This window comes from uncultured Merdimonas sp. (genome assembly GCF_963929015.1).
Classification (GTDB): domain Bacteria; phylum Bacillota; class Clostridia; order Lachnospirales; family Lachnospiraceae; genus Merdimonas.
In genome coordinates this window covers 186,408-210,768 of record NZ_CAWVHE010000018.1, presented here as the reverse complement: position 1 = coordinate 210,768, position 24,361 = coordinate 186,408, and the positions used below count along the sequence as shown (strand labels likewise).

The following is a 24,361-nucleotide window of genomic DNA, read 5'->3' as shown; positions in this document are numbered from 1 at the left end:
TCCGTTCCCTTTTACTTATTTCATCAGACGCTTAAATGCCCAGTCCTCCAGAAGTGGAGTAGACTCTCCGCGCATGATCAGTTTCGCAAGGTCTCTGCTGGATGCAGGAGCTTCGATCACGCCGTTTCCGCCGTATCCTGTTGCCAGGTAGTATCCTTCTACCGGAGTCTCGCCCAGGATCGGAAGGAAGTCTTTTGGCTCTGCCCTGTAGGACAGCCAGGAGGAAACCAGTCCGCTGTCTACGATGCCCGGAACCTTTGCTTCCAGCTGGTCTAACAGGAAGTCGATGAAGTAGTCATCGGTTCCGCCTGTTGCCGGCAGCTTGTCCGGATCCCACTGACCTGCATGCATCGGGTTGTTCAGATCCATGGACAGGTGGGACTTGCAGATGAAGATGTTGTCTCCTGCTCTTAAGGCGTAGAACTCAGGATATTTCAGTACCGGGAAGGTGTAGCTTAATTTCTTTCCCGGAGGACACAGGAAGAAGGCTTCTGCCTTGGTATGCCAGATCGGAACATCCAGTCCTACCATATCTCCTGTGAATTTGCTCCACGGTCCTGTACAGTCTACTACAACGTCAAAGTCATAGGTAATGCCTTCGTCTGTCTTCAGGCCTGTAACCTTGTCGCCTTCTTTGATCACTTCGGTTACCTTCACGCCGGTCTTGATCGTGCCGCCGTTTTTCTGCATTTTCTTTGCATAGGTGTTGGAGATCATGGTTCCGTCAAAGTATCCGTCATCCTGTGTGTATCCTGCTCCCAGGATGTTCTCTGTGGAGATATCCGGAAGGATCTCTTTGATGCGGTCTTTGTCAGTGATGTACTCGCCGCTGTAGCCGGCTGCTTTTGCAAGCGCGATCCCGGTCTTGATGGTAGCCTCTACCTTCTCGTTGGTGGCAACAACCAAGGTACCAGTCTTGTCAAATCCTGCGCTTCCTTTTTCCTCTGCTTCCATCTTCAGATAGGACTCAAAGCCGTAAAGTCTTACGTCCCAGTATCTGTTTCTTAAAGAATCATCAAACAGACATACGGTTCCTGCTGATTTTGCTGTGGAAGCTCCGCCGATGGTATCTTTCTCGAATACGATCACCTCTGCGTTATCATAGAGGCTTAAGTGATATCCGAGACATGCTCCTGAGATTCCTCCGCCGATAATACCAATCTTTTTCTTTTCCATACTATTACCTGCCTTTCTTTTTCTTCTTTATTTAACATGGTCATCCATGTTATCTACTTCTAAAATGGTCTGTAAAAGGAGCTGCGCTCCCTGTTCGATATCTGCGTCTTCCGTAAATTCATACCTGGAGTGGCTGATGCCGTCCACGCTTGGCACAAAGATCATGCCGGTAGGAAATACAGCTGTCATAATGAGAGAATCGTGGAAGGCTCCGCTTGGGACTACCTTGTAATCCACGCCCATCTTCTGCACCTCTGTCTCAATCGCGGCTTTTACCCATTCGGACATGGGCGCCGGCTCATGATAGGAGATCTGGGTAAATGTGTACTCCTCGCCCATCTCCTTACATACCTGTTCCAGACATGCTTTCGCATGGTTCTCAATGCACCCGATCACTGCCGCGTCCTGATCGCGGATCTCCAGGTTGAAGGTACAGCTTCCGGGAACCACATTTACGGAGTTTGGCTGGACTTTGATAGTTCCCACGGTTGCCACCGTGTAATCGTTGCCATTTGTCTTTACGATCTCCGGCACTTGTGCGATAAATCTGGAAGCAGCCACCAGCGCGTCTTTCCGGTCCGCCATAATGGTACTTCCTGCATGGTTGGCCTCGCCTGTAATGGTGATCTCATACCGGCTCACACCTGCAATAGACGAGACCACTCCGATGGGAGTCTTGCTTTTATAAAGAGAAGCGCCCTGCTCTACATGAAGCTCGATAAAGCAATGTACATCTTCTGGTCTGATCCTGGCCTTTGGTGCATCTGCCACGGTGATCCCGTAAGACTTGATGACCTCGCCTCTCTCATTTCCATAAAGATCCAGGTCTGTCTCCCGGATGTCCAGATCCTGTCCGCAGATCGCGCCGCTTCCTAAAAGTCCGCTTCCAAAGCGGAATCCTTCTTCATCGGTAAATACGATCACTTCCAGGGGGTGGCGGAGTTTCTTTCCGTTTTCCACCAGAGTTTCCACTGCCTCCAGGCCGGATACACATCCCACCACTCCGTCATACTTTCCGCCGTCCGGAACGGTATCCAGATGGGATCCTGTCAGGATCGCCGGAAGGGACGGGTCCTCTCCTTCCAGTCTGGCGTGGATATTTCCGGCCTCGTCCACTCTTGGTTCGATCCCGAGTTTCCGGAAATAATTCATAAATGTTTCTCTTCCCTTTACATCTTCCGGTGAATACGCCATACGGGTAAAGGTTCCGTCTTCTTTTCTGCCACACTGATAGATTTCTTCCAGCCGGGAGTGGATCCGTTCGATGTTTACTTTCATAGTCACCCTCCATTTTTTAAATTGTTTGAACATTTTGCACAATTCTAACGCTCTATTTCTGGATTTCTTCTCTGTTTTGTCTATTATTATAGATAATAATTTAACAATCCGCATCGGCGGATGGAGATAAAAAAAAGAAAGACAATTTATCTATTTTGGATAAATTATCTTTCTCATTCATATTTATACGCGTTTCTGCGGGATATCAGGATCCGAAAAGCAAAGCGCTGTCTTCGCGCCAGGCTTCCAGGGTTCCTATATAAAGTCCCGGTTATACTTCTCAATCATCTTGTAGACCACCAGGCCGATCCGAAAAGCCAGCACTTCATTGGCATTGCTGAAGTCCACGCCCGTGATCTTTTCAATTTTTTCAATCCGGTAAGAAGCTGTCTTATAATGTACATACAGATCCTGAGCCGTCTTGGACAGATTCTGGTTCCTGTCCAGGTAGGTCTTTAAAGTAACCAGAAGATCGTCTCTTTGCGGCTTCTTGTAGTTATACAGCTTTTGCAGCCCTTCCGGCACATACTCCAGCAGCTGTTCCGGATCGTCCAGCTGGCACAGGAGTTTGAAAATGCCAAGATCGGAAAACAGTGTCACCTGGGTATTACCGTCTTCTGAGATCTCCCCGGCAATATCCACAAATGTGAAGGCTTCCGTTGCCTCTTTAAAACTTTCCGGCAGGTTGATGATCCCTTCCACCACTTTTCCCACACCGGCTTTTATCTGCATCTCTTTGTGCGAGCGGCTCACATAAGCCTGCACTTCCTCCACCACGGCGCGGATCTCTGCCCGGTACTCCTCCTGTGTCTGCTCTCTTGGAACTTCTTTGATCACCACGATCCGATCCAGATCATTGTAGATCTTCACATTTCCTGCCTGACAGGCGATGGCGTCGCTTAGAAGATTCGTCTCGCTGATCTTGGACTTAAAGTCCTTTTTCTCTCTTTCGTCTCCCTTTAATCCAAAAACGATCACCCGGAAACAACCGTTGACAGGCACGCCCAAAAGGCTAGTGTTTTTCTGCAGTTCTGAGACAGAATCAATCTTTCCGTTCAATATATTGTGCATAATATCGTTCTGGAACTTCTTTTCCAGTTCCGCCACCGAATACTGGCGCACCAGTTCAAACTGCAGGGCCCAGATCGCGCTTTCCGCAGCGATGCAGTCCATCACGTCGAGGGGCCGGTTCTGTTCCGTGATCACAAGATACAGCCGTTCCCTGAGATTCAGCTTGACTTTGATGATATACTGGTCTTTGTCCCCGTCCCCGCTTTTTTGGATCAGATATTCATAATTCGAGTAAATATCCGGCTGATAGGGTCTTGCCTCCCTTAAGATCTCAACCTCCCGGTCCGCCCCGTCAGAGGCTCCGATGCAGTTAAGCTGCCGGTTAAAGGCAGCTACGGGATTGCCGATCAGCTTGGCCAGCACCTCCAGAATGTGGTCAATCGCCACGTCCACATTCTCCGAATTCAGCACCAGGGCCGAAAAGTTGTCGTGAGTCGTCTTAAAATACTTCAGCTGGGTAACTTCTTCGTTGAAGAGCCGCTCCATCAGCCAGCTCATCACATCCCGGAAGGAAATCTCAAAAGGCATCTCCAGCACAGGGATCTGGTGTTTTCTGGAAAATTCCAGCAGATATCCGATCTTTTCCTCCGCTCCTTCTACCGGTTTACCCCGCTTCAGGATCAGGGCGCTGATCTTTTTATTTTCCAGCTCGTCGATATAGCTTTGAAACTCTTCCATCGTGCAGAAGCGAAAGGCATAAAGACCCGTCAGAAGCACCTCGCCTCCGTTGATCCACTTTACAATGTCCGGAGCTTCTATGATGGTTACGCCTTTGATCTCATTATCCAGTCCTTCTTCCCCGCTGATCAGCCGTGCTCCGTTGATCGCTTCTTCCTTTAACAGGTCTTTTACATACAACGCCATTCTTTGTCTCACCGCCATTTTTCTAAAACTCCCTTACCGATTACTTATCCATTATAACATAAAAAACGTGCGGCCGTACAGTACAAAACCGTACGACCGCTCCAGCTGTGTCTCATGTAACGCCGATTCCCGGATTCCCGGAATCCGGCGTCAGATCCGGTCCGTCTTATTTCTCCAGATAGTGCTTCGCAAGATCCTTCATGATCACAGACGCCTTGGCAAACTCACTGTATTTGGTAAACTCTACCGGGCAGTGGCTTCTGCCGTCTTTGCTTGGCGTAAAGATCATAACAGTCGGAATGCTCTGACCGATTTCCAGAGAGTCATGTCCGGCTCCGCTTGGCATTCTGCGGTATGTATAGCCTCTCTCCTTGCAGTCTTCTTCCATAAAGTCCAGCATCTCGGCAGACAGGTGTACCGGCGTGATGGTCAGTTTGTTGTCCATCTCATAGCTTCCGCCGTACTCTGCCACTTCTTTGTCCAGAGCCTTGCGGATCCGGTTGGTGATATCGTTGATGTTGTCGTTGTTCATGGAACGAATGTCAACGGTAAATTCCACCTTCTCTGCCACAATGTTCATTCCGCCCGGAACAGTGTTGATATACCCCACTGTAGAAACGGTTCCGTCCGCTTTCTCTCTTGCCCAGTCGGCGATCTTGGAAATCACCTTTGTGGCTGCGTCTACGGCGTCCATTCTCATATCCATGGGTGTGGTTCCCGCATGGTCCGCTCTTCCGTGAACGGTTACCATGTATCTCTGGATCCCGACGATCCCTTCTACCAGGCCAAGCTCTGTGCCTTCTGCGTCCAGCACCGGTCCCTGCTCAATGTGCGCTTCCAGGAAGTGCCCGATGGATCCTTCCTTCCATGCAGCCTCGCCGATCTTTTCCGGATCCAGGCCATAGCCCTTCATGGCCTCATAAATGGTCACGCCGTCGGTATCTGCAAATTTCTTAGTGTACTCTACGTCTCTGTGTCCCAGCATTGCTCCGGATCCGAAGTATCCGGTTCCGAAACGCATACCTTCCTCGTCGCAGAAGCCAACCACAACAAAGTTTCTCTTCGGAACAAATCCTTCTTCTTTTAAGATTCTTGCCACTTCAATGGCGCAGATCACACCGGCGATGCCGTCATAGTCTCCGCCGTTTACAACAGAATCATAATGAGATCCCATCATAACGCAGGGAGCGTCCGGATCCTCCCCTTTGAGGGTTCCGATCACATTGCCTGCCGCATCTTCCGTAACTTCCAGACCTGCTTCTGTCATCAGTTCCTTCAGATAGTTCACAGCGTCTCTTGCTTCTTTGGTAAACGGCAGTCTCGTACAGCCATTGCCCGGAGTTGCCGTGTACTGTTTTAAATGCTCCAGATCTCTTGCAATTCTTCCGGTTACATCTTCAATTCCCATATGCTACCTTCCTTTCCCGCAAAGGTTCCGCTCCTTTTGCGGTTCTTATTTTTTTCTGTCTATGATAAACACCTTGACCGGTGAATATAACATAGAAATGATCACCAGAACAAGTCCCAGATACGCCAGTCCGTTCATGCCTGCGGCAAGTCCGCCCTGGATCAGGAAGAAGGATATCATGATGATGATAAATGCGATCGTAAGTCCGCCTTCTTTTGTTTTAAAAAAACTGTTTTTCACCTTATCTGCCTCCTTTTATCCTGCTATCCTTATAATACCGCTGTGGCAAATACCACCAGACCGATCACGATCGTCGTCCCGATGGAAATGGGCATCAGCTTTTTCAGTACTTCGCCTTCTCTTCCCAGGATCCCCGCTGTCGTTGTACCCAGAATGATCTTGCTGGGGCTGATGGCCGCGCCGATGGCGCCGCCTGCGGTCTGCGCTCCCAGAACTGCCGCCTCGTTCAGTCCCAGAAGTCCCGCAGTCGTAGACTGGAATGCGCCAAAGAGGATGTTAGAGGACATGTTGCTGGCTGTCATAAAGGTTCCGATCAGTCCCACTACCGGTGACAAGATCGCATAAGCCTTGCCCAGCACACGGGAGATCCCGTCCGCCAGGACGTCCGTCTGTCCGGTGCCGCCCATGATCCTGGACATGATCACCAGTCCGATGACTGCGATGCCTGACGGCATGGTCATTGCCACGGATTTTGCAAACACACGCCCTGTGCCGCCCTTTTTGATCCATCCGTGGCTGCCGTAATAGATGAGTCCGATGATGGAGGACAGGAACAAAAACATGCTTGCATGGGTAAACGGAACCAGCGGAGAAAAGCTCTCCACCGCCTGATTGACAAATCCGTAACCTGTGGAGGTCTCCGCAAAGGAAAATCCGATGGAGAACTGTCCCAGGAACTCATTGATGGGTTTTACCACCAGGACAATAATGGTCAGGGCTGTCAGGATAAAGTAGGGAACAAATGCCTGAAGAAGGGACATATCGGAGGGACCCTCTTCTTCTTTGGCAGTGGTTCCGGCCCGGTTCATGATCGGGCTGTCTTCCAGTTTCCACTCCTCGCGGTACATTTTCATTCTTCCGATCAGGAATAATGCCACCAGAGATACGCAGGACGGGATAAAGCAGGAAAGTGTAGTATTTACCTGGCTTAACAGAAGTTCTCCGCCGCCCTGAATCACTGCAAGGATCAGAACTGCTGGAAGACCTTTCTTCACGCCCGCGCCTTTTCCGTAGAACCAGCACATGATGAGGCCTGTGATCACATCCCATACAAACAGGAAGGCGCTGGCCCACAGAGCCGCAGCAAAATATTCCGGACTTCCTGTTGTTAGGCCGGAGGTGGAAGCAAGAGAATCCCATGCCGCCGCCAGTGTTCCAAATGTATTACCCCAGGACTGTCCCAGAAGGGGCAGGATCACCGCCCACATAGGGTGCATACCGATCCCGATCAGAAGCGGGGCGCCTACAGCAACCGGTACTCCAAATCCAGTAATGCCCTGCAGGAAACTTTCCAGGATCCAGCCAAGTGCCAGCACCAGCAAAAGCTCATTGGGAAGAAGCTTTCGCATGCCGTTCCGGATCACCAGAAAGGCTTTGGCTTCATCCGCCACCTGGTACAAAAGGATGGCCGTCCAGACGATCAAAAGGATCGGAAGCGCGCTCCAGATCCCCTTTGCTGTCTCGGACGCCAGCAGGGTAAAGTCCGCCTTATAAAAAGCCACCGCTGTAATGATCGTGATCAAAAGCCCAATAGGGGCGGCCTCAGTGGCGCCCCATTGGAACTTGATCAAAAGGAGTAATAGTACGATAATCGGCAGACAGGCCATTATCCACATAAACAGATTTGTTGGTACGTTCATTTTCTCTCTCCTAAACTACTTGTGTATTACCGTTCCGGTCTCACCGGCGATTCCGGCCGCAGCTTTGTCGAGAAGGGTGATCAGCGTACGTCTTCCCTCTCCAGACTCTGCGAAGCGGATCGCTGCTTCGATCTTCGGAAGCATGGAGCCTTTGGCAAACTGTTCCTGTGCGATGTATTCTTTCGCCTGGTCAACGGTAAGATCACTTAACCATTCCTGGTTCTCTTTCCCGAAGTTGATCGCCACCTTCTCCACGGCTGTCAGTATGATGAGGTAATCCGCGCCAAGTTCAGCGGCCAGCAGGCTGCTGGCATTATCCTTATCAATGACTGCATTGACGCCGGATAATTTTCCGTCCTCATCTACAACGGGGATGCCCCCGCCTCCGCAGGTGATCACGATATGTCCCGCGTCCACCAGCGTCTTAATGGTCAGAAGCTCCCGGATCTTCTTTGGCATCGGGGAGGCAACCACCACGCGGTATCCTCTGCCTGCGTCTTCCATGCAGGGAATACCGTTCTCCTGGTTTCTCTTTGCCTCTTCCTCGGTCAGGAACCGTCCGATGGGTTTGGTCGGATTCCGGAAAGCTTCGTCGTTTTTGTCCACCTCTACCTGGGACAGGATCGTAGAAACTTTTACGTCCATCCCTCTGCGGTGTAATTCATATTTGATCGCATTCTGCAGATCGATACCGATATATCCCTGGCTCATGGCCACACAGGTAGGAAGCGGAGTCTCCATATAATTATCGGTATAATTGGTAGCCAGCTCGTCCATCGCCTTCTGGATCATGCCCACCTGGGGGCCGTTGCCGTGGGTTACCACAAGCTCCAGCCCCTGGGCTGCCAGGTCGACGATCACCTGCGCTGTCTTTGCTACCGCCTCTTTCTGCTCCTGGATATTATTTCCCAGAGCATTTCCGCCTAATGCAATGACAACTTTCTTTTTTTCCATAACCTTGTCCTCCGTCACTCTCTATTCGGGATCGTAGCCAAGCTTCTTTGCGTATGCTGTGATCGCTTTCTCGAAGCACTCGATCGGAGGATGAACCGTACCTGCGCCGATCTGTCCGTATCCGGCGATCTTGTGCGCGATACCGGTGTTGATCACAGGCGTGATGCCTTTCTCTACCACTTTTCTTGCGTCGATGCCAAGGCAGATTCCCTGGAAGTTCCAGGTCGGAACCGTAAAGTTCGGGTTTCTGTCGATGACGATCTCCATCATCTCGTTGCTGGTACGAAGTGCATCTTCATATCCGCCTGCTCCTACGAATCTGGTAACAGCCGGAGCCGCGATCATAGCCATACCGCCGACGCCAAAGGTCTCGGTGATGGCGCTGTCGCCCATATCCGGGCAGGCGTCCTCGCCGTCATATCCGGTAAAATAAAGTCCCTGCGGAGTATTAACAGGACCTGTGAACCACTCGTCGCCCATACCTGCGATACGGATACCGAACTCATAACCATTTCTGCACATAGCGGTTACAACGGTACCATCGGTTCCGGTACGTGCGTCGTCCATTACTGCCTTGCCGGTAGCCATCATGATATTTAAGAAGAACTGATCGGTATCAGCCAGGAACTTGATCACGTCGTAACGGTCTTTTTCGTCCATATCCATCTTGGTGATGATCGGAGCCATCTCTTTTAAGAATGCAAGAGAAGCTGCGATATTTCTCTGATGGAACTCATCGCCCATGGCAACAGCCTTGGCGATCAGCGGGTTGATGGCAAGTCCGTTCTCCATGGAACGAAGGGCTTTGCCAAGTGTCGGTCCAAGGACGTCTCTCATCCAGCGCAGACGATCGATAACTTCTTCAGAATATGCACCGAAACGGAGCACTTTTCCGATCCCTTCGTTCATGGTACAGTAAGCGCGGTTTCCGCCGGTTACATTTTCTACAACAAAGACTGCCATATTCGGAGAAGTGATACCGCCCATCGGTCCTACCGCATTGACATGGTGGCAGGGGATGAATTTGATCTCGCCGTTCTCCAGCATCCTTCTTGCGTCTGCTTCATTGTCTGCCCATTCCTCGAAAAGGACTGCGCCTACACAGGAGCCCTGCATGGGATCCGGCATGTTCTTGTACTCTACCGGAGGACCTGCGTGAAGGATGACTTTTCCTTCATTGAGTTCCGGAATGACTTCTTTTGCACGGACATTGTCTCTTAAGATCGGCTGGCTTGCAACCACCTTTGCGATCACTTCCTGGTTCTTCTCGTCGATTCCCTCGTAGTTTCTCAGGAAATTCAGAACCTTGATCAGCTTCACATCTCCACCTGCCGGCGGCATCCAGTCATACTGAACCACCTCGCAGCCAAACTGCTCTACCACTTCTGCAAAGCTCTTCAGACCGATGTTGATGATCTTCGGCTTCTCGCTTAAGAGCTGACGAAGCTTCTCGGACGGAGCAGCCTTCGGGAAATCTACCACCTGTTTCGGGCGGATCTCCTTTGCAGGCTCATTAAAGTCTCTGCCGATGGCACGGATCGCGGTGCGGCATGCCAGTTTATTATTTTCACATACGATCACGCCTGCTTCTTTTAATTTATTGACAGCGTCATCGTATCCCTGGAAGTCTCTTCTGGTTCCACAGACGGTAGCGACAAAGAATACCTTTCTTCCCTGTCCCTCTGCCTTTGCCATCAGTTCCTTGATGGTCGGGAGCAGCGCGCCTGCCATATCTGCGTGTGAACCGTATCCTAACATAATGTCAAAGAGAACGGCTCCTGTAGACTCGTCGTCTACTGCTTCCTGCATACACTCAATTCGTTTTGCAGGGTCGATCATCGGGTGCGGTTTGCCCTGTGTATAAGCGTCGTCGCCCAGGTCCACAACCACGTTGCCGTCCAGCTGCAGCATATAGCCTTCAATATCTTCCGGCGGAACTTTTACGTCCATGGCGTCTTTGATCAGCATAGCCGCCTCATTTGCCAGTGTACCGCCTGAATAATATGCCTTGATGGTCTTCTTGTCTTCTGCCTTGTAGAAGGAAGACTCGTCTACTTCTACGGAAGCCTCCGGGATCTCTTCGCCTCTTACCAGGCCCACTGCCAGGCGGGCAGCCTCGTCCAGTGTATAAGCATGATAGAAGTTCTCCTCGTGATATTCCGGCTTCTCTCCAACGAACAGGGTTACGATCGGTTTGCTGAAATTGCTTAAGCGGGCCGCGATCTTATCCCGTACTTCTTTTGCCGGCGGCTTGGAAACGATCACCAGTACCTTCACTGCGTCGTCGTCTTCCATTGCGTCGATCATGTCCATCATGGTAATTCCGCCAACAGCCGCGTTCAGGTCACGTCCGCCGATTCCAATGGCGTTGGTCACGCCTTCGCCCAGTCTGTCGATGATCGTTGTCAGTTCCTGGATACCCGTACCGGAAGCCCCGATGATTCCGATCGAGCCCGGAGCCACATTATTGGTAAATGCGATCGGCACACTCTGGATAATGCCGGTACCGCAGTCCGGTCCCATCACAGCCAGTCCTTTTTCGTGTGCTTTGTTTTTCAGTTTTACTTCGTCCTCCAGCGTTACGTTATCGCTGAACATAAATACATTTAATCCCTCGTCCAGCGCGCGGTCTGCTTCCAGAGCCGCATATGCGCCAGGGATAGAGATCACTGCCAGATTCGCATCCGGCTGTTTTGCAAGAGCCTTCTCCCAGGATTTTACGCTCTCTGCGCCTTTCTTATCAGCGCTTTCGGTAGACTGCTTCTTAAAGAACTCTTCCATCTCCGCTTCGATAGTGTCAAGAAGGCTGTCATCGTCGATATCCGCAACGATAACCAGGTCGTTTGCAGATGCGGCCTCCAGTTCTTCGGTAGCCAGTCCGCTCTGTCTGTAAATATCTTTATTTGCCGGTGTCGCCATCATGATGGATACTTTCTTAACGCCCTCGATCGTAGAAATCTGGTTGGTCAGAAGCATCAGAACAACAGAATCATGATAGCTGCCCTTTTTCACAACTGTTTTTAACATAGGTTCTCCTTCCTGAATCTTCCTGATCTATTCAGCGAAACGATTCTTATGGTCGTAGCGGTCAAAATGAATATCATCGCTCTTCAGATACTCATAGATCTCATCTACGATCTCCACGCCGCCGGTCGCATATGCTTTTTCTTTTCTCAGCATTGCACGCTCGCCCGGATAGTAAACTTTGTCGTATCCTTCAGCAGTCGGCATCTCGCCCAGTTCGTCGATGGATGCAGACATAGCTTTCTTGAATTCCTCTGCTCCCACGAAACGGGCCGGATCGATCACGATGTGCATCTGTCCCAGTTCTCTTCCCTTGGAAAGGTCATGATACATGGAGCTTACGTGTTTTCCAAACGGTACGCCAAGAAGGATACCGGAGAATACGTCTACCATCATCATCAGGCCGTATCCCTTTGCTCCCGCGATCGGAAGCAGCGCATTTACATGGTTGGGGTCTGTGACCGGATTGCCCTTCTCATCTACTGCCCAGCTGTCCGGGATGCTCTCATGTCTGGAACGCTTGTCCAGGATCTTGCCCCATGCCTGTACCGTGGTAGCCATGTCAAAGACAACGGTTCTGTCGTCTGCTGTCGGCGCCGCAAAGGAAATGGGGTTGGTTCCGTAGTAGGGTTCTGTTCCGCCTACCGGAACTGCCATCGGGTCAGACTGGCAGAAGGAGATTGCAAGAAGTCCCTGCTCTGCTGCCATCTCTGTATAATATCCGATGGATCCGCTGTGGGACATATTTTTCATACCCACAACAGCGATCCCGTTCTTCTTTGCCATCTCGATGGCTTTGTCCATGCCGTATTTTGCAACCGCATATCCGCACCCGTTGTCTCCTTCGAACACGCCGGAGCAGGGGCCGGTCTCTTCCCATTCAAATTTCGGATCTGCAGTGATACCGCCTTTTGCGATACGCTCTGCATAGTATTCTACGCGGACCGCGCCGTGAGAGTGGTATCCTCTCTCGTCAGACCAGGTCATAACTTCTGCCGCGATGTCTGCGTGATCCTCATTCAGACCAGCTTTCATCAGCTTATTTTTCATCAAATTCTTTAACTCGTCATGTGAAAGCTTCATTTCAAATTTCCACCCTTTACTCTTTTTTATAACTGAACGTCTCTGTTGCAGTCTTTGGAATAAATATAAGCAAAATCTTCTTCACGTCCTATTGCGTAGCAGGCCTGCGGAACATATGCATCCAGGAATACATAGTCGCCTTTCTTCACCGGAACCCACTCGTCATCCAGTCTGTACATACCTTTACCGGACAGGAAGTACATGCCGTGCTCCTGGATGTGTGTCTCAATATATCCGTGGGAAGCGCCCAGTTTGAACTTCAGGATGTGCATGTTCATGTCAAATCCGAAATCGCCTGCTGCCGGCAGAAGGTCTTTGATATGGCAGTTGTTCATTCCTTCGTACTCTACCCACTCCATATCGTTGACATTGTTCACTACTGTGTGTGCACTATAGCCCTCGATACGGTCGTATCTTCTCTTGTAAACATACAGTTTTGCGTCTGCTCCGCTCTTGTTCTCAAATGTGATCGCATTGCTCTCAGGCGAGAAGATGTATCCGCCCTCTGTAAGCGTTGCTTCCTGATCATCATTTTTAACGGTAACTTCACCGGAAATCACATACAGGAAGGACTCGATCCCTTCTCCGCCGATGCCGGTGTTCTTGCCGCCTGCTTTTGCAGTTACCAGATAATCTGCGAAAGTTGCTCCCATGGAAGGAGATCCAAGGATCGTTACGTCGCAGTTCTCATATCCCGGTACCGCGTTCTTTACCAGTCCGTCTGGCTCAAGGAGAACATAGTTCTCTTTCTTCACAACAGAACGTGTCATCAAAAGTTCATCACGATAGCCTACCTGATTGTTTAAATAACTCATACTAAAATCTCTCCTTTTCTTATGGCTGGTCGACCATTTACTCTATTATTCATTATGACAATGAAACTGCTTTTTTTCAATTAATATTTTAGACAAAACATAGAAAATATTTTTATCCACTTTCACCCCTGATGTTAATTTTTTCACATCACACCTTTCCGTTTGTCTATGTTATAATAGATTTTGTGTATAGTATATATTTCGGGAGGTAATCAGATGTTTGAGCAAAAAACCATACCCATCGCAGACGCATCCTATGATAAATCAGCTATTATCTATTATGACCAAAAAATCACCCCAAAAGCATGTATCCTGTATTTCCATGGAGGGGGACTTTTATACGGTCACAAAGAGGACCTGCCGGAAGGGCATCTTATAAAACTGACCGAGGCGGGATATGTTATCGTTGCCTATGATTATCCCCTGGCCCCGACCGCAAAACTTCCCATGATCCTGGATGATGTGCGGGATTCTATCCATCACTATATTGACCACGCCGAAGACTACTGTGGGCAGAAGCTTCCCTACTTTCTCTGGGGACGTTCCGCCGGCGCTTACCTGTGCCTGATCGCAGCCGCCTACGGCTACTTTGAGACGCCGCCCGCGGGGATCCTGTCTTATTATGGTTACGGCTTCCTCTGCGACCACTGGTTCCAGACTCCCAGCGCCTATTATAAGACCCTGCCCCCGGTGGACGCTTCCTGTCTTGGCCGCCTGCCCTCCGGCTACGAGACAAACGGCGATCTTAACACCCACTACAGCATCTACGTCTACGCAAGGCAGACCGGCAAATGGTTCTCCCTTCTCTACGAAGGACGGGAAAAATACTTCTATCTGGACTACACCCTGCGGACCTGCCAGAGCCTGCCATGTCCACTGTTCGCTGCCCATGCCACCAACGATACCGACGTCCCCTTTGATGAATTCCGGGAACTGATCACCCGTTACAATCCCAGGACCTTTATCGCAGCCTGCAATGTCCATGACTTCGACCGGGAAGCAGACAACCAGTTCACCCCCAGGCTTCTGGACGCCACCGTTGATTTCCTGGACAAACACCTGTAACCCTTCCGGGTGCAGGGAACTGATAGCACGGCGCTCCATAAGTCCGGCAAAAAACGGCTGTTTCAGAATCTCTTACATCTGAAACAGCCGTTTTTTCAGGAATCTCCGTGTCTTTTGGTTCCCTTTCTGCTTAATACAAGCCTCTGCTTTTATTCTACTCTATAGGACGGCCGGAAGATTTCCTCTTCAGGCAGGTGCTGGTAATCTCTTTCCATATATCCATATTTCATCTTGTCATAATAAGCCTGTCCCTTTGCTTTTAATTCCGCAAGGTCGACTCCTTCCAGCTTCCGGTCCTTCATGACGGTCCGTCCGTTAATGACAGACATTTTCACATCGGTTCCATTGCCGCACATGAAAATAGTCCGTATCGGGTCGTCCACTGCGCCCATATGGAACGCATCCAGATCCACCACGATCATATCTGCTTTTGCGCCTTTGCACAGGCGTCCCAGATCCGGTCTTCCAAGCATCTTCGCCCCGCCTAAGGTAACCGCACGGTAAATATCTGCGTATGTAGATCCTTCTGCCGTTCCTTCCTGCATCCTGGAGTACATACTGGCAGTACGGATCACACCGAAAAAGTCGGGCGGGAAGGTGTCTGTTCCGATCGCTACGTTTACATTTCTCTGACAATAACGGCGGAACGTGTTCAGATGACGTCCGGTTCTTCCGATAATGATCGGGCAGTGGATCACAGTTGTTCCGTGTTTCGCCAGTATAGCGAGATCGTCTCCCTCATCCTGCACCCACTTGGTCCCCTTCAGCATAAAGGCATGCGGAATCCCTACGTCTGCGCCCAGAAATCCGATGCTCTCCAGGTATTCTACCGGTGATTTTCCTGTTCTCTCTTTGATATAATCATACTCAAATGGATTCTGCGCCGCATGAAGCTTTAACGGAACCCCAAGCTCTGTTGCATACTTGCGCGTATGGATCAGATTTTCTTCTGTCTGCATCTCTATTCGTTCCGGTTTCAGACAGCCTCGGATCAGTCCATCGTAAGCTCCGTCATATTTCTTCACAAATTTTACCGCACGTTCCAGTCCTTTTTCCCCTTCTCCCTCTTTAAACCGAACGGTCAGATTGCCGTCCGGTTTTGTGCAGGTTAATCCGCACTGATAACTGGGAGACATATAGAGGCGCAGCCCCAGATCGCCGGCATGTTCTACTGCAGCTTCCGCCTCTTCGTAAGTCTCTGCCCAACCTTTATAAAAGACAGATGTAATCGGCAACGCAGTTGTGACTCCATTCATGATCAACTGTGCATAGGCGAACCGGGACTTAAAAGCCTCCTCTTCCGGCGTCATCTTCTCATATGTCCCTTTCAGCACATACTCTTCCGATGGCCACAGACTGTTCAGTACATGATCATAGGCTTCAAAATGAATGATGTCATGGTCAATGTCGCCCAGGGCGTTCAGATCAATAAAACCTGGCATGATCACAGAATTTCCAACGTCTTCTGTCATGTCTACGTCGCCGTCATAATTTTTTCCCACATAAATAATCTCATTCCCGTCATATACTACTTCTCCATCACGAATAATCACATGATCCGTTCCGTCAAATCCGATCACAAATCTGCCTTTTAGTTTTTTCTTCATTCGTCGTGCACCTCATTTCTGTCATAATAGCCAGGAAGGGGAGAGGGAGATATCTCTCCGCTCTCCCCTTGTTCCCTCAAGAAAAACGTACCGTTTATTTGTCGAGCGTCGTTCCGGCTCTAAACGGAGCCGCGCTCTTCATGTATTTCATACAGAAGTAGAAAATCAATCCTGTCGGGATGGTTGCTGTAAAGAAGGAAATATCTACATTCACCAGTCCGATTACCACGCCAACGCACATTGCGATGATCGCTGCCCAGTTAATGCCTGCATGTTTTCCCTTTGGATCATACAGATCTTTCAATGCAGCTTCGCTGAATTTTCTTCTATGTAAAATGAAGAAGTCTGTGATCAAAATCGCAAAGATTGGTCCGAAGAATGCGGTGTAAATCTTGGTAAACAGCGCAAGTCCTGCTGCAGAGCTGTCGTCTGTCAGGATCCACGGACAGGTACATACTGCCAGGATACCGATCAGGATAACTGCTGTTCTGTGTTTCATCTTGAAAGCATCCATAAAGGCGTATGCAGGCGGGATGACGTTACTTGCCAGGTTGGTGGTCAGCTGTGCGAAGATAATAAATCCTAACGTAACAATCATAACAATCTTGTTATCAACCATCTGTGCAAATGCGTTGATCGGGTTTGCAAGACCGGTTGCCGTAGAAGCCATTGCACCGATAATACCAAGCAGCACCGTTGCCGGAACCATTGCCAGGAAGTAAGAAACTCCACGCTTAAAGCTTGACATTCCATCTTTCATCTCACGGGAATAGTCGCCGGCATTTAACATAACCGGTGTACTGTTTCCAAAGAAGGCAATAACAGCCGCTATGAACGGCATGCCCCAGGTACCGGACTTCTGCATAAGATTTTCGTTTACCACATCGCCATACTGCGTAATACACAGGTACAGCAGGTAGATCATTGCAATGGAGATTACCACGCCGCCGATATTTCCAACCCACTTTGCTCCCTGGAATCCCTTGATAGACAGAAGGATCTGAACGATCTGGAATACGATGAACCAAAGCCAGATGTTGTCAAATCCAAAGAGGGCGATGGAAATGTTGTTGATCGCAGCGCCTCCAAGCCAGGTCTGATAGCCGTACCACACGATCGCCGGCACGCCCCGGATCAGACTGGGAACAATATTACCTTTGGTACCAAACGCGCTCCGAAGCTGTACTGCATAAGGCGCGCCGGTTTTGTAACTGAACTGGTCGTTTAAGGCAATCCCGATAACCAGAATGACGGTTCCGATGGTAACTGCCATAAACAACTGGAACAGGTTCAGGCCCGCTTCCAGCTGTGCAGATCCCTGTGCCAGGGTACCAATGGAAATACATCCTCCCAGCCAGAGCATGGTATTGGATCCCCATCCCATAATTCGCTTATCCTTGGAAATCGGTTCCAGAGAAGCGCCTGACTGCTGTGTTTTTTCGTTTGTGTTTACTTCACTCATCTCTTTACTCCTTCCTTTGATGTATTGCTATTTTACCGGGGTGATATACTCACCATATCCGATAGCATCCTCTTTGTAAGTCTCTCCGTCAGCAACAACTTTTCCACGGATCACGGTGCAGACCGGAGCGCCTTTGCCTTCCAGCCCGTCGAAGCAGGATACATGACCTTTGGTCAGAAGCTTCGTCTGGTCGCACTTCCATGCCTTTTCAGGATCAACGATCACGATATCACCGTCAAATCCCAGCTCAAACGCGCCTTTTCTTCCGTACAGCCCGAAAATCTTCGCCGGATTGTAATCCATAACTTTTGCGATCAGGCTGGGGCTTAAGCCCTTCTGATTCACAACCATATCAAACATCATCGGCAGGAAGAACTGAATAGAGTTCAGGCCGCCCCATGCATGCCAGATATCCTTGGTCGCATTGTCTTTCTCTTCGTCAGCTGCCGGTGAATGGTCGCTGCCTACGCAGGAGAGTGTGCCATCCAGCACGTAATCCCACAGCTTCTCCATGGCTTCTTTGTCTCTCATCGGAGGCGTACATTTTGCCGGAGCTCCCTTTTCAAATACAAAATCTTCTGTAAATCCAAGGTAATGTGGGCAGGTCTCTGCTGTGATCGGAAGGCCTTCATGGATCGCGTCTTTGACAACCTGCGCTACCATCGGATGGCTGACATGGCAGATATGCACGCGTCCGCCGGTGGCTCTTGCCATATCAATGACATTTTTGGTAGCCACATACTCGGTCCATACATCATGGGAATCCAGAAAATCCCGGATCTTTTCCTCATTTGTCCGGCCTTCTTTGGCTTTTGCTTCTTTTTCTCTCTCCAGAACCTGTCCATACTCCTCGCAGTGGAATCCGCAGAGTGCATTGTACGGTTTCAGGGTCTCCAGCGCTTTCCGCACATTTCCAAGATTCACGGTGGGGAAGAGATCACCGTTGGGACAGGTAAAGCCCTTAAATGCTGCAACGCCGCAGTTATGAAGATCTACCAGATCGTTCATGTTATTTTTGACAGAACCCGGCTTGTCGTCAAAATCGCCGACCAGGCCGCCCCACAGAGCGTAATCTACCAGGGAGTGTCTGCTGATCTTGCTCATCTTCAGATCAAAGATCTCTTTGTTCATCAGAGACGGATCGTTGTTCAGAGGCATGTCGATCAGACAGGTGCATCCGGCAACCACCGCAGCTCTTGAACCGGTCTCAAAATCTTCACGATACTCAAATCCGGGCTCATTGAGATGAGCATGGCAGTCAATGATGCCAGGGAACACATAATTTCCTTTGGCATCGATGACTTCTTTTGCTTCCGCTTCCGTTCCTTTAGCAAGAAAAGCCGCGTACTTTCCATCCTGGATGGCGATGTCTGCTTCATAGATGCGGTCAGGAGTAACGAGTTTACCATTTCTTACCAACAAATCATACATAAAAAACTTTCCTCCTATTAAATTTTCTGAAATTTAGTTTAACACAAATTAAACTATTAAAAAACAGGTCGACCAAACCATTTTTATAAAAAATATTCTATGCTAAATTAAAGCGAAAAACAATGGAATAAAAAAGGGAAAAAATAAAATTTTTTTGTCTAATATGTATAAATTTATTTTTTTATTTCTCCGTTTATTGTAAAAAATCGCCTTTTTGTAAATGCCTTTGTATTTTTGTTTTTTTCCTGCTAAAATGTGTATGCAGGAGATCTTCTCCTTTCGTTTACGGAATTATTATACAAGATTATGAATAAGGAGCATTCGTTTATGCAGATTATGATCACAGACCTTTCCCTATACGCAAAAACGATCCTGGAGCAGCACTTCTCCTGGGCCATCCATTCTGTCTACCGGAAAACCATCAATCTGCAGTCCGGGGATTTCCTTCTGGCTCTCCAGACAGCCGGTTCCCCGCTTTCCCCCATCAGCCTGATCACAGATCTTTCTGAAGCCGGAATGGACGCGCAAAAAGCCGTGCCCGGGATGGAGATTCCTTCCTCTGCCCTTCAGACGGACCAGGCAGATGTCCGGAATCTGTTCCTGCCCCCCTTCTCCGGCAGTTTCGGGGAATTGTCCGCCTCTATCCATCAGGCGCTCTGCCAGGCAGATGACCAGGGCTTCCGGCTCCTGTTCCTTCCAGACCGGCAGGAAAATGCTTCCCTTATCATGGAAGCAGCCAAAAAAAGCCTGACAGACTGCAGGCTTTTCCTTCAAAAACAGGAGGAGGAAGCCGCGGCTGCGGCTCTTGTACGTCTGACCGGGCTTGGTATCGGTCTGACCCCTTCCGGCGACGACTTCCTCTGTGGCATGCTGGCAGGGCTGATCCTTACAAATAGTTGGGATCTCCCCTTCACCACAGCTCTCCGGCAGGAAATTTGTGCCCATCTGCATGATACCAACGACATCAGCCGGACATTTCTTTCCTGCGCGCTGGAGCGGCAGTTCAGCCTGCCCGTCGTGTCCCTTGGAAAAGCTTCCGGCGCGGTTTCTTCCCGTGAGATCCTGACCTCATTTTCAGAGATCGGACACTCCTCCGGGATCGACACTCTGTGCGGGATCTATTACGCACTGCGGTCTTTCCCCGAAGCTCTTCCTCTCATTCCCCACTAATACTTAAACATTTCAATTTTCACGCATCCCGGCATGCTGTACATCATCGTTACGATCTTCTCATCCCCGTTCTGACGCTGTATACACTGCCACTCTCCATCCCGGAATGTTCCGGTTTCTTTTGTCAGAAAATCCGATTTCCTGTGGTCTCCGGGCTTTGTATGAAACTTCACACTGCACATCATTCCGATGATTAGAAAACGGTTTTCATCCAACTCAAAAACTGCACCTGCGGATACCGGCAGCTTCCCGCCGGGATTATACGCCCCCAGCAGTACATCCGCCACAGCCTGTGCCCCGGACTCGGCCGGACTCGGAGATGGCTGCCTGGAACGGCTTCCCGTATATCTCTTACTTTACTGATTTTATTTCTTTTTGTAAAAAGCAGAAGATAATCGGTCACGCTGACGAAACCAAAGTTCAGATTATGATGTCGTCTATGGATATCGCATAGCGGCGAGGAATTATAGGACACCCCTGTAAATAACGGGGTGTCCCATTTTTTTGCACTCTTTTAGATTATTTCAGGCTTTGCTTGGAGATCAGATTGCACCAATGAGGAAAATGAGGCGAGTAACGCCGATTTTCATAATTGGTCTATTGCGCTACTTCTGACATAGATGTTTCTCCTCGCACCGTTTTTTCTTAGAGGTGACACGAGTGTTTTTGCACAATAGAAAAGCACCATATCCGTTTCTGAGCAAGATGGATATGGCGCTTTATGGACTTCATCTTCGGTTATGAAAATTTCTGCTGTCTGGCAATAGCGTGGGGCGTCAGCACAAAGCGGCGTTCATTTTACCATTGATTAACTCGGCTGACTTTGCTATTTATCAACTTTGCGTAGCAATATGCCACATACACAAATAGCCAAAATAAGAATTACTACCAGCGGCAACAAATTTTCAAGCTGAAATACGCTGTCTGTCATTACTTTGTACCCCCATGTGGCTGGAAAAATCTTCCCTATTGCCTCAAATGCCTTTGGCAGCAATTCAATCGGAAACATAATTCCAGAAAGCATGATAGAAGGCAGAAAAATGATGATAGAAACCATTGAAGTTTTTGCCTGGTCTTTTACTACTAAGCCAATTATGCTGGCAATACTAAGGGATACAGCAATAAAAATAGCAAGACTGGCAAAGTACAACGCCGGATTTTCTGGTATCTCAGCATTAAAAGCAATCGGTGCGGCAATGTATAGAATTATACTCATAATAAACAGGTGTATATATGCGGAAATATTCGTCAAAACAAGACCAAGATATAGTGGCACACCATTTGCCTTATAAACTTTTTTAATATCGCTGCTGTAAATTTCAACAAGAGAGGGCGGCAAGCCAATTAACGCACCCATTGTTACTCCGAAAACGGTCATAGACTGAATGAGTGTGTATCTTGCTTCCGGCATAACAGATGTAAATATCCCACCCATAATCGCAAAAAACAGGAGAGGAACAATATAGCAGGTTATAAGTAGTGTTTTGCTCCGTATATCTAACTTCCATTGCAGGAAAATCCCGTATAAAAAAGCACCCATCTATTATTCTCCTTTTGTAATCTTCATAAAATGTTGTTCCAGAGTACCGCGGTTTATCTGTATATCTACAATAGATTCTCCATTTTCTTTATACTGTGTAAGCAACGACAGCAATGTTTCTCCGATATTATCAGATTCGTATTTTTTGGTGCTGTTTTCTGTTTGAATTATGATGTTATAATGCCTTCCTACGGTTTCCCCCAATTGTCCAACGGTTCCAATAAAAACAATCTTCCCCTCGGACAAAATAGCAATCCGGTCACATAAATTCTCTACTTCAGCCATGTCATGGCTTGTCAATATGATTGTTTTCCCCATTGCCTTTAATTGTCGAATTTGTTTGTGTAAAGAAAGCCGTCCTTCCACATCAAGACCAGCTGTTGGCTCATCCAGAAAAAGAATGTCTGGATTTCGCGTTAGAGCGAGTGCTAAATGAAGTCGCCGCTTCTGACCTGTCGATAATTGATAATACTGTTTCTTCGCAAGGTTATAAATGCCGAGAGCCTCAAGCATTGCTTTATCAAGGGGATTTTTGTTCCATTTAGCAAACAATTTAGCCGCTTCCAATGGTTTAATATGTTCCGGCAAAGAAGCTGACTGTAATTGGATGCCTATTCTACCGTGGATTGTAATGTTTCCACTATCATATTTTCTTAGACCTTCGATACATTCAAGAGAGGTAGTTTTTCCTACGCCATTTACACCGAGCAGCGCGAAAATCTCCCCTTGCCGTACACAAAAATCCAAACCGTTCAACACAACATGGGCTCCGTAGCTTTTCTTTAAACCACTGACTTTTATAGCCTCATTCATTTCGTTCCCTCCTGAAACGGGTCAACTCCTGATTTAGAAAAATAGAAGCCCAATGCTTGCTCAACATAGCTGTTGGCAATACTTTGCTTTTCTTTCCATTCCTGCTTGGCATTTTGAAATTGCCCTAATTCAATGAGTTTAGGGAGCATACTCATATCTCCACCAGTGAAATCATTTATCATATTCCAATAGGCTTTTGCAAAATTCTGTCCCTCATCACTGTCTGCGGGAACACCTGCATTTTGAAGCCTTATCGCGTCGTCTTGAAGCTGCAAAAAAGTGTCCATAAATGCCTTTCCGCTGTCTTTGTCAAAATGGCTGCGGATATGGTCAAGGGTCTGGTCATCGAAATGCTTGATAAGCCAGTAGAAATCATTTTTCATCTGCAAATTAACAATAATGTCAGCGTATTTTTTGAAGTCAACGGACTGCATTTGAAGGACTTCCTCACGCAACGCTTCCAGTTCTCTCAACGATTCGGACAGGCTATCTATTTTTTCTTTAATGGTTGCGGCCTGTTCCGCTAGAGCAGCAGCAATTTCAGCCGGCGTGTCTAGAGGAATAAGCCGATTCTTAATATCGTTCAGGGAAAAACCTAAATGTTTGAGGGACAAAATCTGATGAAGTTTAACGATGTCTTTATCCGTATATAACCTACGCCCTCCTTCGCTTATAGCCGAGGGAGAAAGCAAGCCTTCTCTATCGTAATGTTGTAATGTCCGTACAGTGACATCCATTTTCTTTGCTACTTCGCCAACTGTCATATAGCCCTGTGGTATAGCCTTATGTTTATCCATATCGCACCTCCTGCTTATAGTATATCTTATTACGTTGCGTCACAAGCAAGTGTTTTTTGAAAAAACTCCAAGAAAAAACCATGGAACAGTGGGGCCGCCTATAAATTTTTTCATGTCACTTTACGGCACATGAATGTTTTGCTGTGATATATTAATGGCCTTAGAGTGTAACCTTCACAATCCTGTCATCCGTTAAGGCGAAGATCAGGTGGCCGCCCCGGCAGACCTTAACGGACTCTACTAGCTCAGTCCATTTCTCGTCGGTATAGACCGGATTTGGGTCGCCACACTTTTGCAGCGTTTTCTCAAAGGCCGCCTTCGTCTGGACTGATGCTGTGCATTGCCTGTTTCGCCGCAGCAATCTTTTCATCGCTTCGTTCCCGGTTCATTTCAATCATCCTGTCGTATTTGTTCATATTCTTCACCCCATCCATCTAAATTTGCCAGTAGGATTCTGGTCTGTTGCTCCCGTGCCTTCCGGGTTTCTTCGGCAAGGAGTTGGTTGCTCATTTTTCTGTAATGCTTTACTGCGCTGATATTTTTATGCCCCAGGAGCTTTGCTATCGTCCAGTCATCCAAATGCAGTTCTGTCAGCTTAACTCCGTAAGACCGCCGGAACATATGGGAGCTGAATTTGAACAGTTTCCCCTCATCATCCCGCAGATCTTCGCTTTTTATCAGTCGCAGCACCTTATGCTTTATGGTTGTATATTGAAGCGGGCGGCTGGGATCTTTGGCATCCACGAAGATGTATTCCGTTTTGGGATGCTTACTTTTGGGGACCTTTTGTGATACTTTCATTTTACTGAAAACAATCTAACGGATGAGGACAGGCCTCTGTTTGGTTGGTTTTTATGAAAGAAAAAACCAAAAATAGACGAGATTTGTTGTTGTTTCATTTCAGACTTTTGTTGTTGTTTCAT

At 48.5% G+C, this 24,361-nt stretch carries 20 protein-coding genes; 2 read left to right on the top strand and 18 right to left on the bottom strand.

The annotated features are described in order from the left end of the window. Window positions 1-15: 15 nt before the first annotated feature. From ABGT54_RS12110 to allE, 10 genes are all read right to left on the bottom strand, one after another. Entirely contained in the window at window positions 16-1,176 is a 1,161-nt protein-coding gene (locus tag ABGT54_RS12110) for an FAD-dependent oxidoreductase (protein ID WP_346664300.1), read from the bottom strand. A 27-nt stretch (window positions 1,177-1,203) separates the two neighbouring features. After that, window positions 1,204-2,454: a Zn-dependent hydrolase gene (locus ABGT54_RS12105; protein ID WP_346664299.1), complete on the bottom strand. Its 1,251-nt coding sequence runs from the start codon at window positions 2,452-2,454 to the stop codon at window positions 1,204-1,206. Window positions 2,455-2,709: 255 nt separating this feature from the next. Beyond that, window positions 2,710-4,407 (bottom strand): PucR family transcriptional regulator ligand-binding domain-containing protein, encoded by a 1,698-nt coding sequence (locus tag ABGT54_RS12100; RefSeq protein WP_346664298.1) that lies wholly within the window; start codon window positions 4,405-4,407, stop codon window positions 2,710-2,712. A gap of 148 nt (window positions 4,408-4,555) precedes the next feature. Beyond that, window positions 4,556-5,797, bottom strand: coding sequence for a M20 family metallo-hydrolase (locus tag ABGT54_RS12095; protein ID WP_346664297.1), 1,242 nt, complete (start codon window positions 5,795-5,797; stop codon window positions 4,556-4,558). 45 nt (window positions 5,798-5,842) lie between these two features. Then, on the bottom strand, window positions 5,843-6,037 hold the full coding sequence (locus ABGT54_RS12090) for a hypothetical protein (protein ID WP_346664296.1): 195 nt from the start codon (window positions 6,035-6,037) through the stop codon (window positions 5,843-5,845). A 29-nt stretch (window positions 6,038-6,066) separates the two neighbouring features. Beyond that, window positions 6,067-7,677, bottom strand: coding sequence for an L-lactate permease (locus ABGT54_RS12085; RefSeq protein WP_346664295.1), 1,611 nt, complete (start codon window positions 7,675-7,677; stop codon window positions 6,067-6,069). Window positions 7,678-7,692: 15 nt separating this feature from the next. Then, a complete protein-coding gene (arcC, locus tag ABGT54_RS12080) occupies window positions 7,693-8,631 on the bottom strand; it encodes a carbamate kinase (RefSeq protein ID WP_204909603.1) in 939 nt (312 codons plus the stop codon). 21 nt (window positions 8,632-8,652) lie between these two features. Continuing rightward, window positions 8,653-11,658 carry an acyl-CoA synthetase FdrA gene (gene fdrA / locus ABGT54_RS12075; protein WP_346664294.1) on the bottom strand — a complete coding sequence of 1,002 codons (3,006 nt, stop codon included), beginning with the start codon at window positions 11,656-11,658 and terminating at the stop codon, window positions 8,653-8,655. A 27-nt stretch (window positions 11,659-11,685) separates the two neighbouring features. After that, window positions 11,686-12,738: an ureidoglycolate dehydrogenase gene (gene allD, locus ABGT54_RS12070; RefSeq protein ID WP_277258068.1), complete on the bottom strand. Its 1,053-nt coding sequence runs from the start codon at window positions 12,736-12,738 to the stop codon at window positions 11,686-11,688. Between the two features lie 26 nt (window positions 12,739-12,764). Beyond that, a complete protein-coding gene (gene allE / locus ABGT54_RS12065; RefSeq protein WP_270644689.1) occupies window positions 12,765-13,553 on the bottom strand; it encodes a (S)-ureidoglycine aminohydrolase in 789 nt (262 codons plus the stop codon). 216 nt (window positions 13,554-13,769) lie between these two features. Between allE and ABGT54_RS12060 the strand changes: the two genes are divergently transcribed. Beyond that, the gene (locus ABGT54_RS12060; protein ID WP_346664293.1) at window positions 13,770-14,618 is read left to right on the top strand and encodes an alpha/beta hydrolase; all 849 of its coding nucleotides are present in this window, start codon (window positions 13,770-13,772) and stop codon (window positions 14,616-14,618) included. Between the two features lie 149 nt (window positions 14,619-14,767). On the opposite strand, the gene ABGT54_RS12055 is transcribed toward ABGT54_RS12060, so the two are convergent. The 3 genes from ABGT54_RS12055 to allB form a co-directional block, all read right to left on the bottom strand. Then, window positions 14,768-16,225 carry a chlorohydrolase family protein gene (locus ABGT54_RS12055; RefSeq protein ID WP_346664292.1) on the bottom strand — a complete coding sequence of 486 codons (1,458 nt, stop codon included), beginning with the start codon at window positions 16,223-16,225 and terminating at the stop codon, window positions 14,768-14,770. Between the two features lie 94 nt (window positions 16,226-16,319). Then, window positions 16,320-17,687 carry an NCS1 family transporter gene (locus tag ABGT54_RS12050; RefSeq protein WP_346664291.1) on the bottom strand — a complete coding sequence of 456 codons (1,368 nt, stop codon included), beginning with the start codon at window positions 17,685-17,687 and terminating at the stop codon, window positions 16,320-16,322. A gap of 27 nt (window positions 17,688-17,714) precedes the next feature. Next, window positions 17,715-19,118, bottom strand: a complete 1,404-nt coding sequence (gene allB / locus ABGT54_RS12045; protein WP_346664290.1) for an allantoinase AllB — start codon at window positions 19,116-19,118, stop codon at window positions 17,715-17,717. 327 nt (window positions 19,119-19,445) lie between these two features. Between allB and ABGT54_RS12040 the strand changes: the two genes are divergently transcribed. Then, window positions 19,446-20,288 (top strand): DUF2877 domain-containing protein, encoded by an 843-nt coding sequence (locus ABGT54_RS12040; protein WP_346664289.1) that lies wholly within the window; start codon window positions 19,446-19,448, stop codon window positions 20,286-20,288. Here the strand turns inward: ABGT54_RS12040 and ABGT54_RS12035 are convergent. The 5 genes from ABGT54_RS12035 to ABGT54_RS12015 all read right to left on the bottom strand — a co-directional run bounded on the left by ABGT54_RS12035 (window position 20,285) and on the right by ABGT54_RS12015 (window position 24,239). After that, on the bottom strand, window positions 20,285-20,575 hold the full coding sequence (locus ABGT54_RS12035; protein WP_346664288.1) for a DUF5597 domain-containing protein: 291 nt from the start codon (window positions 20,573-20,575) through the stop codon (window positions 20,285-20,287). The genes ABGT54_RS12040 and ABGT54_RS12035 overlap by 4 nt on opposite strands. Window positions 20,576-21,114: 539 nt before the next feature. Further along, on the bottom strand, window positions 21,115-21,828 hold the full coding sequence (locus ABGT54_RS12030) for an ABC transporter permease (protein ID WP_346664287.1): 714 nt from the start codon (window positions 21,826-21,828) through the stop codon (window positions 21,115-21,117). 3 nt (window positions 21,829-21,831) lie between these two features. Beyond that, complete coding sequence (locus tag ABGT54_RS12025; protein WP_204907125.1) at window positions 21,832-22,641, bottom strand: ABC transporter ATP-binding protein; 810 nt, start codon at window positions 22,639-22,641, stop codon at window positions 21,832-21,834. Next, window positions 22,638-23,438 (bottom strand): MerR family transcriptional regulator, encoded by an 801-nt coding sequence (locus tag ABGT54_RS12020; RefSeq protein ID WP_346664286.1) that lies wholly within the window; start codon window positions 23,436-23,438, stop codon window positions 22,638-22,640. Before ABGT54_RS12020 ends, ABGT54_RS12025 begins: the two co-directional genes overlap by 4 nt. Window positions 23,439-23,828: 390 nt before the next feature. After that, the gene (locus ABGT54_RS12015; RefSeq protein ID WP_346664285.1) at window positions 23,829-24,239 is read right to left on the bottom strand and encodes a tyrosine-type recombinase/integrase; all 411 of its coding nucleotides are present in this window, start codon (window positions 24,237-24,239) and stop codon (window positions 23,829-23,831) included. Between the last annotated feature and the right edge of the window lie 122 nt (window positions 24,240-24,361).

What these genes read in the sequence shown, in the direction of transcription:
- ABGT54_RS12020 (WP_346664286.1), bottom strand. Translation starts at nt 23,438, where the DNA reads ATGGATAAACATAAGGCTATACCACAGGGCTATATGACAGTTGGCGAA.
- allE (WP_270644689.1), bottom strand. Translation starts at nt 13,553, where the DNA reads ATGAGTTATTTAAACAATCAGGTAGGCTATCGTGATGAACTTTTGATG.
- allB (WP_346664290.1), bottom strand. Translation starts at nt 19,118, where the DNA reads ATGTATGATTTGTTGGTAAGAAATGGTAAACTCGTTACTCCTGACCGC.
- allD (WP_277258068.1), bottom strand. Translation starts at nt 12,738, where the DNA reads ATGAAGCTTTCACATGACGAGTTAAAGAATTTGATGAAAAATAAGCTG.
- ABGT54_RS12050 (WP_346664291.1), bottom strand. Translation starts at nt 17,687, where the DNA reads ATGAGTGAAGTAAACACAAACGAAAAAACACAGCAGTCAGGCGCTTCT.
- ABGT54_RS12100 (WP_346664298.1), bottom strand. Translation starts at nt 4,407, where the DNA reads ATGGCGGTGAGACAAAGAATGGCGTTGTATGTAAAAGACCTGTTAAAG.
- ABGT54_RS12060 (WP_346664293.1), top strand. Translation starts at nt 13,770, where the DNA reads ATGTTTGAGCAAAAAACCATACCCATCGCAGACGCATCCTATGATAAA.
- ABGT54_RS12110 (WP_346664300.1), bottom strand. Translation starts at nt 1,176, where the DNA reads ATGGAAAAGAAAAAGATTGGTATTATCGGCGGAGGAATCTCAGGAGCA.
- ABGT54_RS12055 (WP_346664292.1), bottom strand. Translation starts at nt 16,225, where the DNA reads ATGAAGAAAAAACTAAAAGGCAGATTTGTGATCGGATTTGACGGAACG.
- ABGT54_RS12085 (WP_346664295.1), bottom strand. Translation starts at nt 7,677, where the DNA reads ATGAACGTACCAACAAATCTGTTTATGTGGATAATGGCCTGTCTGCCG.
- ABGT54_RS12025 (WP_204907125.1), bottom strand. Translation starts at nt 22,641, where the DNA reads ATGAATGAGGCTATAAAAGTCAGTGGTTTAAAGAAAAGCTACGGAGCC.
- arcC (WP_204909603.1), bottom strand. Translation starts at nt 8,631, where the DNA reads ATGGAAAAAAAGAAAGTTGTCATTGCATTAGGCGGAAATGCTCTGGGA.
- fdrA (WP_346664294.1), bottom strand. Translation starts at nt 11,658, where the DNA reads ATGTTAAAAACAGTTGTGAAAAAGGGCAGCTATCATGATTCTGTTGTT.
- ABGT54_RS12095 (WP_346664297.1), bottom strand. Translation starts at nt 5,797, where the DNA reads ATGGGAATTGAAGATGTAACCGGAAGAATTGCAAGAGATCTGGAGCAT.
- ABGT54_RS12040 (WP_346664289.1), top strand. Translation starts at nt 19,446, where the DNA reads ATGCAGATTATGATCACAGACCTTTCCCTATACGCAAAAACGATCCTG.
- ABGT54_RS12015 (WP_346664285.1), bottom strand. Translation starts at nt 24,239, where the DNA reads ATGAAAGTATCACAAAAGGTCCCCAAAAGTAAGCATCCCAAAACGGAA.
- ABGT54_RS12030 (WP_346664287.1), bottom strand. Translation starts at nt 21,828, where the DNA reads ATGGGTGCTTTTTTATACGGGATTTTCCTGCAATGGAAGTTAGATATA.
- ABGT54_RS12105 (WP_346664299.1), bottom strand. Translation starts at nt 2,454, where the DNA reads ATGAAAGTAAACATCGAACGGATCCACTCCCGGCTGGAAGAAATCTAT.